The organism is Pseudocolwellia agarivorans (assembly GCF_002000085.1).
Lineage (GTDB): Bacteria > Pseudomonadota > Gammaproteobacteria > Enterobacterales > Alteromonadaceae > Pseudocolwellia > Pseudocolwellia agarivorans.
In genome coordinates this window covers 48,889-57,077 of record NZ_MUZU01000018.1, presented here as the reverse complement: position 1 = coordinate 57,077, position 8,189 = coordinate 48,889, and the positions used below count along the sequence as shown (strand labels likewise).

The window sequence follows — 8,189 nt, the reverse complement described above, 5'->3', positions numbered from 1 at the left end:
AAGATGGTTCGCTTTCAGGCAATCTATTAACGAATGCCGCAAGCACCGACGGCACGCCCGTTATTACGGAATTTACCGTGGGCGGCAATACTTTTACCGTCGATCCATTGGGCACAACCGCTACCCTTGCTGAAGGTGAGCTAACCATTAACCCTAATGGAACCTTTACCTTTGTGCCAACGGCTGACTACAACGGTCCAGTTCCTGAAGTGGTTTATACCATTTCCGATGGTGTGAATACCGATACGTCTACCTTGAATATCGAGGTGACACCTGAATCGGATTTAACGGATGATAATGAAACCCTATCTGTGCCAGAAGATAGCACGCTTTCAGGTAACTTGCTCACCAATGCTGCAAGTACTGACGGCACGCCCGTTATTACTGAATTTACGGTAGGCGGTAATACGTTCACTGTCGATCCACTGGGCACAACCGCAACATTAGCGGAAGGTGAATTAACCATTAACCCTGATGGAACCTTCACGTTTGTACCGACAGCTGACTACAACGGCCCTGTACCTGAAGTGCTTTATACGATTTCTGATGGCGTGAATACCGATACATCTACACTCAATATTGAGGTGACACCTGAAAATATTCCACCTATTGCAACAGACGATAGCTTTTCTGTTGATGAAGGCCAAATGGTTTCTGGCAATGTGATCACACACAATGATGGCGATGGCAAAGTTGATTCAGACGGTGGTGATGGAGCGGCATTATCAATAACACAAGTTAATGGAAATAATTTAATATTTGATCCCGTAGATGGCTATGCAACCATAGCCATTCAGGATGGAATTTTACGTATTAACGCACAAGGTAACTTTACCTACCAAAATAGTGGATTTACGGGTGGTTCAGTAATACATCCAAGTTTTGATTATACACTCAGTGATGGTACTGACACCGACACAGCAACTGTGAGCATTGAAGTTTCTCATACAGCACCTACTGCAAACGCCGATAGTAATTTCATTACATTGACGGAAAGTAATAATGGAACTGCCACTGTAAGCAGAATCAAAGGAAACTTAATTATACTAGGAAGTTCAGGTGATGTTAGCGACACATCAGCTGATGGGGTAATAACCTTAACTCACGTAAGCTATAACGGCCAAGATTATGTATTTGATTCTCTTAATACATCTTATGATATTGTTGCTGAGTACGGCACTTTCACCGTTAAAGATAATGGTGCTTACATCTATACCAGTAAAAGTGGTATGTTGCTTCCTTTAAATGATGTTACTGATGTTATTACTTATACCATTCAAGATGGCGATACGGTTAAACCTGACTCAGATACAACTACACTAACCATTCATATCGATGTGCCAGATCCTGTACCTACGCCAGCACCTAGCCCTTTATTTATTAATGATGCCAATGATTTTTCAGGAGTTTCTTTTAATAAGTCTACGACTATTGATACTTCCAACTTACAAAAAGTAAGTGCTATCGACACACTTGATTCACCAGAAGAGACAACAATGCATATAAATGCACTTGATTTAAGTGACTTAGTCAGCGATGAAAATTCAAACAGCATCGAGCAATTTTTACAATTTGGCCATGAAGATGATGAAATACCAACAGAGCCCAATTTAGTAGACGAACAGATTGAATCAATAGAACAAATTGTATTAGAAAAATCCGAACAGCAAAGTATAACCAATGACTTATTGGCTGACGGTGCTGTTATCATCAGTGATAATTCTGTACCCACAACGATTCCACTTGCAGATCTAGATTCGAGTGATATTTTATAGTTAAATTACAGCTACTCGCGTTATGTAATTACCATCAAAACCAGCAATACAGTAATGTATTTACTCTATTGCTGGTTGTTATGTTTTAAGGAATATAAATTCAGTGCAATCCTCTGCTAAATCTTCATCGCAATGGACTATCAATGCTTCTCAACGGTTGAATTCTGATCCACTGCTTGACAGCTTAGTACTACTCACCGAGCACTTTGGCAACCCATGCTCTGCTGAAGCACTTGTTGCAGGGCTTCCCCTTTCCAGTAACAACATGACACCAGAGCTACTTCCGCAAGCAGCATCAAGAGCAGGACTCAGTGCAAAATTAGTACGCAAAGGTTTAAACGAATTACCCTCTATGTTGTTACCTTGTATTTTAATGCTAAAGGATAAAAAATCCTGCGTTTTACAAGAACTCAATATTGAAGAAAATAAAGCGATTGTTACCTTACCTGAAACAGGCGGAGAAGAACGACTTACCATTGAAGAATTAGAGTCCAATTTTGTTGGTTATTTGTTTTTGATTAAACAACAATATCGTGGCGACCGAAATTTCGATGTTCATATCAACGACTCTACAGAGCATTGGTTATTACAGCATATAAAAGGTGCAGCTCCAATATATCGCGATGTGATCATAGCCTCTATTATGGTGAATATATTTGCTTTAGTTTCACCACTTTTTGTAATGAATATTTACGACAAAGTTGTACCAAACTTAGCTTTTGAATCACTTTGGGTACTCGCCATTGGTGCAGGAATAGCCTATATATTTGACTTTATATTAAAACAATTACGTGGCTACCTTATTGATGTAGCTGGTAAAAAAATTGATATTGAAGTCTCATCTAAACTTTTTGCAAAAGTCATTGGTATCCCCCTCGAAAAACGCTCGCCAAGTGTAGGAGGAATGGCTAAACAACTCAGTGAATTTGACAATGTCAGAGAATTTTTATCATCCGCCACTATCACCGCTTTGGTTGACTTACCTTTCGCCTTTTTATTTATGTTTTGTATATGGTTAGTTGCTGGAGACCTTGTGCTCTTCCCTATTATTGCCACCATATTAATTATTGGTTATACCATTATAAAACAACCTAAATTACGAGCAGCCATTGAAGAAAGTAATAAGTTTTCGGGATTACGCCACGGTCATTTAGTTGAATGTCTTAGCGCTTTAGAATCCATTAAAGCCAATGGCGCAGAAGGTGTAGTACAAAACGCATGGCAACAAATGATCGGGCATACATCAACCTGGTTACTTAAATCAAAAATCATCACAAATTCAGTTGTTAATTTTGCCAGCTTTATTTTACAAATATCTGTTGTAGCAGTCGTTGTTTTAGGTGTATATCGTGTTTCAGATAACCTGATATCTATGGGGGGAATTATTGCCGCAGTAATGTTAACAGGTAGAGCAATCTCCCCTATAGCAAAACTCGCAGGCTTAATGACACGTTCTAATCAAACCATCAGCGCACTAAGGCAGCTCACCACCTTAATGGATCAAGAAGGTGAATTTGAAGATAAAGCTCATCTACCTAGCCGTACAAAACTGTCAGGAAATATATCAGCAGAAAATATAGCATTCAAATACCCTGATACTGATCATCAAGCATTACAACAATTATCGATTAACATTAAACAAGGTGAAAAAATTGCCATAGTGGGTCGCAATGGCTCAGGTAAAACCACTTTAGCTAAATTATTATTAGGCCTTTACCAAGCTACATCGGGAAGTATACGTTTCGATGGTTTAAACCATCAGCAAATTCATCCAAGTGACTTACGTAGAAATTTTGGTTATTTACCTCAAGACATCACTCTTTTTCATGGCACCGTTCGCGACAATATATTATTTGGTACACGACAAGTGACCGAATATCAGCTGATCAGAGCAGTACAACTTTCAGGAGTCAGTAGCTTTACTGACAATGAATCTCAAGGGCTTGATCGTCAAGTAGGCGAAAACGGTATTGCTTTATCTCGTGGGCAACGCCAATCAATAGCCTTAGCCAGAGCTATTTTAAATGCACCACAAATATTATTGTTAGACGAACCCACCGCAAGCCTTGATGCTCGAGCAGAAAAACAATTTATTCAATCTATAGCAGCAACCGCGAAAGACAAAACATTACTACTCATTACCCATAAAATGGAACTGCTACATTTAGTTGACCGTATTATTATTTTAGAAAAAGGTAAATTAGTCATTGATGGGCCTAAAGATACAGTGTTGCAACAACTTAACGGCGGAAAAATAAATCAGGAGGTTTCACTTTGAAGAAAGTAAGCCAACAAGATTTAGATATGGCAGACGATGTATACGGCGCACTATTAACTGAAGTACCTAGTTTGCATCGATTAACTATTTGGGCAATGGCGGGGCTACTCTTTAGCTTTATTGTTTGGGCAAATTTTGCGGCATTAGAACAAGTTACCTCAGGTTCAGGAAAAGTAATACCTTCGTCTCAACTACAAATTATTCAAAGTTTAGATGGCGGTGTATTACAAAAGCTATTTGTACAAGAAGGAATGCAAGTGACAAAAGGTCAGCCTATCGCCAGAATTGACGACACTCGATTCCGTTCTGATTTTGCCGAACAAAAACAAGAAGTTGATAGCTTAAGAGCCAACATTATTCGTTTAAGAGCCGAACTTTCAAGCATTATTATTGGCACAAACGACGACTGGCGATTGCAAATAGACTTAAAAAAACAAGTGCCACAATATCCGGAAGATCTTAATCTTAACGCCGAATTTATGGTTCAACGACAACAAGATGAATATACAGGAAGACTTGACAACCTAATCAATCAACTCGCTATACAAAGCCAACAGATACAACAAAGAGAACAAGAAATAGCCGAATTAGACTCTAAAATAGAAACCATGGAAATTAGCTATAATTTAGCCACCAAAGAACTTGATCTCACTCGACCATTAGCAGAAAGAAACATAGTGTCTAAAATAGAATTATATAAATTAGAACGCAGTGTAAACGAGTTAAAAGGTGAATTAAGCGCCATTCGCTTACTTTCTCCTAAATTAAAATCCTCTTTACAAGAATCTATCTTAAACCGTCGTGAAACAGCATTAAAATATCGTGCTGATGCAAGAGCTCAACTTAATGAACTACAAAATAAACTTTCTAGAATTAATGAATCGCAAGTTGGCGCTCAAGACAAAGTCACAAAAGCATTAATCGTATCCCCCGTTGTAGGTACCATTAAAACTATACATATTAATACGCTAGGGGGTGTTGTAAAATCAGGGGAAACTATTGCGGAAATAGTACCAACCGAAGACATGTTAATGGTTGAAGCAAAAATAAAACCTCGAGATATCGCTTTTATTTATCCTGGGTTACCCGCTGTAGTTAAAATAACCGCTTATGATTTTGCAAGATATGGCGGTTTAACTGGAGAAGTCGTACATATTAGCGCCGACACAACACAAGATGAAGAAGGTAACAGTTTTTATTTGATCAGAGTAAAAACTGATGCCTCAAGTATAAAAAATAGCAATAACGAAGACATGCCTATCATTCCAGGAATGATGACTGATGTTGATGTGATCACAGGAAAACGTACAATATTAGACTATATATTGAACCCTATATTACGAGCAAAACAATCAGCATTACGTGAACGCTAGGTAATCATTAATAACACGGAATATTTATGAAAATAAACAAGTTTAGTATGAGCAAAGTAGGCATTATAAGTTTAATTAGCTTATCTACATTATGTTCTCTCCCAGTCAATTCACAAAGTTTAGAATCAGCCGTTGCGCATGCTTTAGATTCTCACCCTGATATTCGCCAATCTTTTGCCCGTTTTAAATCGAAAGAAGAAGATGTTAATCGCGCATCGGCAGGATATTTACCTACAATAGACTTAACTGCTGGATACGGCTATGAATACACCGACAGCCCTGGAAATCGTAGAAGCTCCCTTAATTTTGATGACGGAAAAACCGAATTAAAACGAGGTGAATTAGGTGTCAGCTTAAGACAAGTGATCTTTGATGGTATGTTTACCAGCAGTGAAGTAGATCGCACCAAACACGAAGCCAATGCAGAAAAATGGGCATTAATTGCTTCAGCTGAAGACTTAGCTTTAGAAGTAACAAAAGCCTATTTAAATTACTTAAAAGCGGAAGAAATGATCGCTTTGGCAGAAAAAAATGTAGCCTCTCATCAAGAAATATATGAACGTATAAAAGAGCGTACCGACTCAGGTTTAGGCAGCATAGCTGATTTATCACAAGTTACAGGAAGAGTAGCCCGTGCTCAATCAAACCTAATTGCAGCACGCAACAATCAATTAGATGCAAGAGCTCAATTTATTCGATTAACTAATGCTCTGCCAAAAGACTTAGTGCTTCCAGTGCCTGATGCAGACATGCTACCTAAAGATAAAAGCACAGGATTAGACTTTGCTATTGAAAATCACCCCGTTATTAAATCTGCACAACAAGACATAAACGCAGCACAATCGTTTAAAAAGTCAGTTAAAGCCAGTTACTACCCTGAATTAGCTTTAGAACTTGGCGCTAATTCATATAACGACATTGATGGCGAAAGTGGGTTAAATCGTTTTGGCCCTAATGTTGGTGGACACCGCAATGAAGTTAGCGCTATGTTACGCTTAAAGTACAACTTTTTTTCAGGCGGTAAAGATGTTGCGCAAGAACGCAGTGCCGCTTATAAAATAAACGAAGCAAGAGAAATAAACTACAGCGCACACCGCCAAGTAACTGAAAGTTATGAGCTTGCATGGAACGCATTTGAAATGCTCTCATTACAAAAAAAATATATTAAACAACATATAATTACCTCCAAAGAAACGCAGTTAGCGTACAAAGATCAATTTAGTTTAGGCCAAAGAAATTTATTAGACTTACTTGATACAGAAAATGAGTTATTTGAAGCAAGAAAAGACTACCTAGACGCTGACTTTAATGAATTAAATGCGCAATATAGATTACTCAATGTTACCGGCCAATTACTTGATTCACTACGAGTAACACGCTCAACAGCATGGCAAGGAGAGCACGATTATGAATAAGCTAATCACACTAAACAGAACACTCAAACTGCTTGTTACATCGTTTGCCTTAATGTTAATAACCTCTTGTGCTACTCAACCAATAGTCGTTATTGAAGAGCCTGTTAAACAATTAGAAAATTTAGATGATTATGACAGTGACGGGGTAATAAAAGCACGTGATAAATGTGCAAATACCGTATTGGGAGCCACTATTGATAATTACGGATGTGGCACAAAAAAACAACTTAATGAACCACTAAATATTGATATCAAATTTGCCAATAACTCCTACGAGGTGCCTCGCTCGGCTTATAGTAAAATTAAAGCATTAGCTGACTTCTTAAATGAACACAAAGACGTTAACGTGATTATCGAAGGACATACCAGCAAAGTGGGTATGAAAGACCTTAATCAAACACTATCAGAAAACCGAGCAAACGCCATTGTACAAGTACTAGTGAATGAATTTAATATTGATAAAAGCCGCGTGAGCTCTTTTGGTTATGGTTTTGATAGATTAGAAGCAGAGGGAGACACGCCTGAAGCACATGCAATTAACCGTCGTATTATGGCAAAAGTAAACGCGGTTAAAGGTATCGACGATATGAAATGGACAATTTATACCGTTAATCAAGCGTTGTAACCCTTTGAGAGTAATATGAAGATAAGCTGCTTTTTAACAGCAATGTTATCAAAGTTAATTCAAGTATTACTCTTTAGTATGCTATTGCTATCTATGCTCTATGCGGCTCCTCTAGCACCCTTAGATGGTGAAAAAATAGTACAATCTTTAGAAAAAAGTTACGGAATTCGAGCAGGAAAGCGCGGTAAAGCATGGATAAAGCTAATGACACCAACACCAGATCAATCTGAAATAGAACGACTACAAAAGGTTAATAGTTTCTTTAATCTATTTCATTTTATTGATGATATAAAACTCTGGGGTGTTAAAAATTATTGGGCAACTCCTGTCGAATTTATTGGTGTAAATGGTGGCGATTGTGAAGACTATTCTATTGCGAAATATTTTACACTACTGGAGCTGGGCATTCCTGACGATAAAATGAAAATCACCATGGTTAAAGCCGTAAACCTTAATCAATATCATATGGTTTTAGCCTATTACGATACCCCTAGCTCTGTTCCATTAATTTTAGATAATATTGACGGACGAATAAAGCCAGCAACGCAACGTAACGACCTAGTACCTATATACAGTTTTAATGGTAGCCAATTATGGCTTAATAAAGAAAAAGGCCGTGGTGTACTAAGTGGCACATCATCACGGCTTAAAAGATGGCGCGATCTACGTCAACGTATAAATACTTCAACCCTTAAACAACCTAAGCTAAAGCTGGAGTTTTAA

General features: G+C 38.0%; 6 protein-coding genes. All 6 read left to right on the top strand.

Annotated features, from left to right (window positions below; translation table 11 throughout):
- On the top strand, positions 1-1,775 hold a 1,775-nt coding region (locus B0X80_RS20485; RefSeq protein WP_175623992.1), incomplete at its 5' end, for an Ig-like domain-containing protein.
- 103 nt (positions 1,776-1,878) lie between these two features.
- Complete coding sequence (locus tag B0X80_RS18965; RefSeq protein WP_077343154.1) at positions 1,879-4,053, top strand: type I secretion system permease/ATPase; 2,175 nt, start codon at positions 1,879-1,881, stop codon at positions 4,051-4,053.
- Positions 4,054-4,079: 26 nt separating this feature from the next.
- Positions 4,080-5,426 (top strand): HlyD family type I secretion periplasmic adaptor subunit, encoded by a 1,347-nt coding sequence (locus B0X80_RS18960; protein ID WP_077343170.1) that lies wholly within the window; start codon positions 4,080-4,082, stop codon positions 5,424-5,426.
- Positions 5,427-5,452: 26 nt separating this feature from the next.
- Positions 5,453-6,841: a TolC family outer membrane protein gene (locus tag B0X80_RS18955; protein ID WP_089024923.1), complete on the top strand. Its 1,389-nt coding sequence runs from the start codon at positions 5,453-5,455 to the stop codon at positions 6,839-6,841.
- The gene (locus B0X80_RS18950; RefSeq protein ID WP_077343152.1) at positions 6,834-7,466 is read left to right on the top strand and encodes an OmpA family protein; all 633 of its coding nucleotides are present in this window, start codon (positions 6,834-6,836) and stop codon (positions 7,464-7,466) included. The genes B0X80_RS18955 and B0X80_RS18950 overlap by 8 nt, the downstream gene beginning before the upstream one ends.
- A 15-nt stretch (positions 7,467-7,481) precedes the next feature.
- A complete protein-coding gene (locus B0X80_RS18945) occupies positions 7,482-8,189 on the top strand; it encodes a transglutaminase-like cysteine peptidase (RefSeq protein WP_077343150.1) in 708 nt (235 codons plus the stop codon).

What these genes read in the sequence shown, in the direction of transcription:
- B0X80_RS18960 (WP_077343170.1), top strand. Translation starts at nt 4,080, where the DNA reads ATGGCAGACGATGTATACGGCGCACTATTAACTGAAGTACCTAGTTTG.
- B0X80_RS18945 (WP_077343150.1), top strand. Translation starts at nt 7,482, where the DNA reads ATGAAGATAAGCTGCTTTTTAACAGCAATGTTATCAAAGTTAATTCAA.
- B0X80_RS18955 (WP_089024923.1), top strand. Translation starts at nt 5,453, where the DNA reads ATGAAAATAAACAAGTTTAGTATGAGCAAAGTAGGCATTATAAGTTTA.
- B0X80_RS18950 (WP_077343152.1), top strand. Translation starts at nt 6,834, where the DNA reads ATGAATAAGCTAATCACACTAAACAGAACACTCAAACTGCTTGTTACA.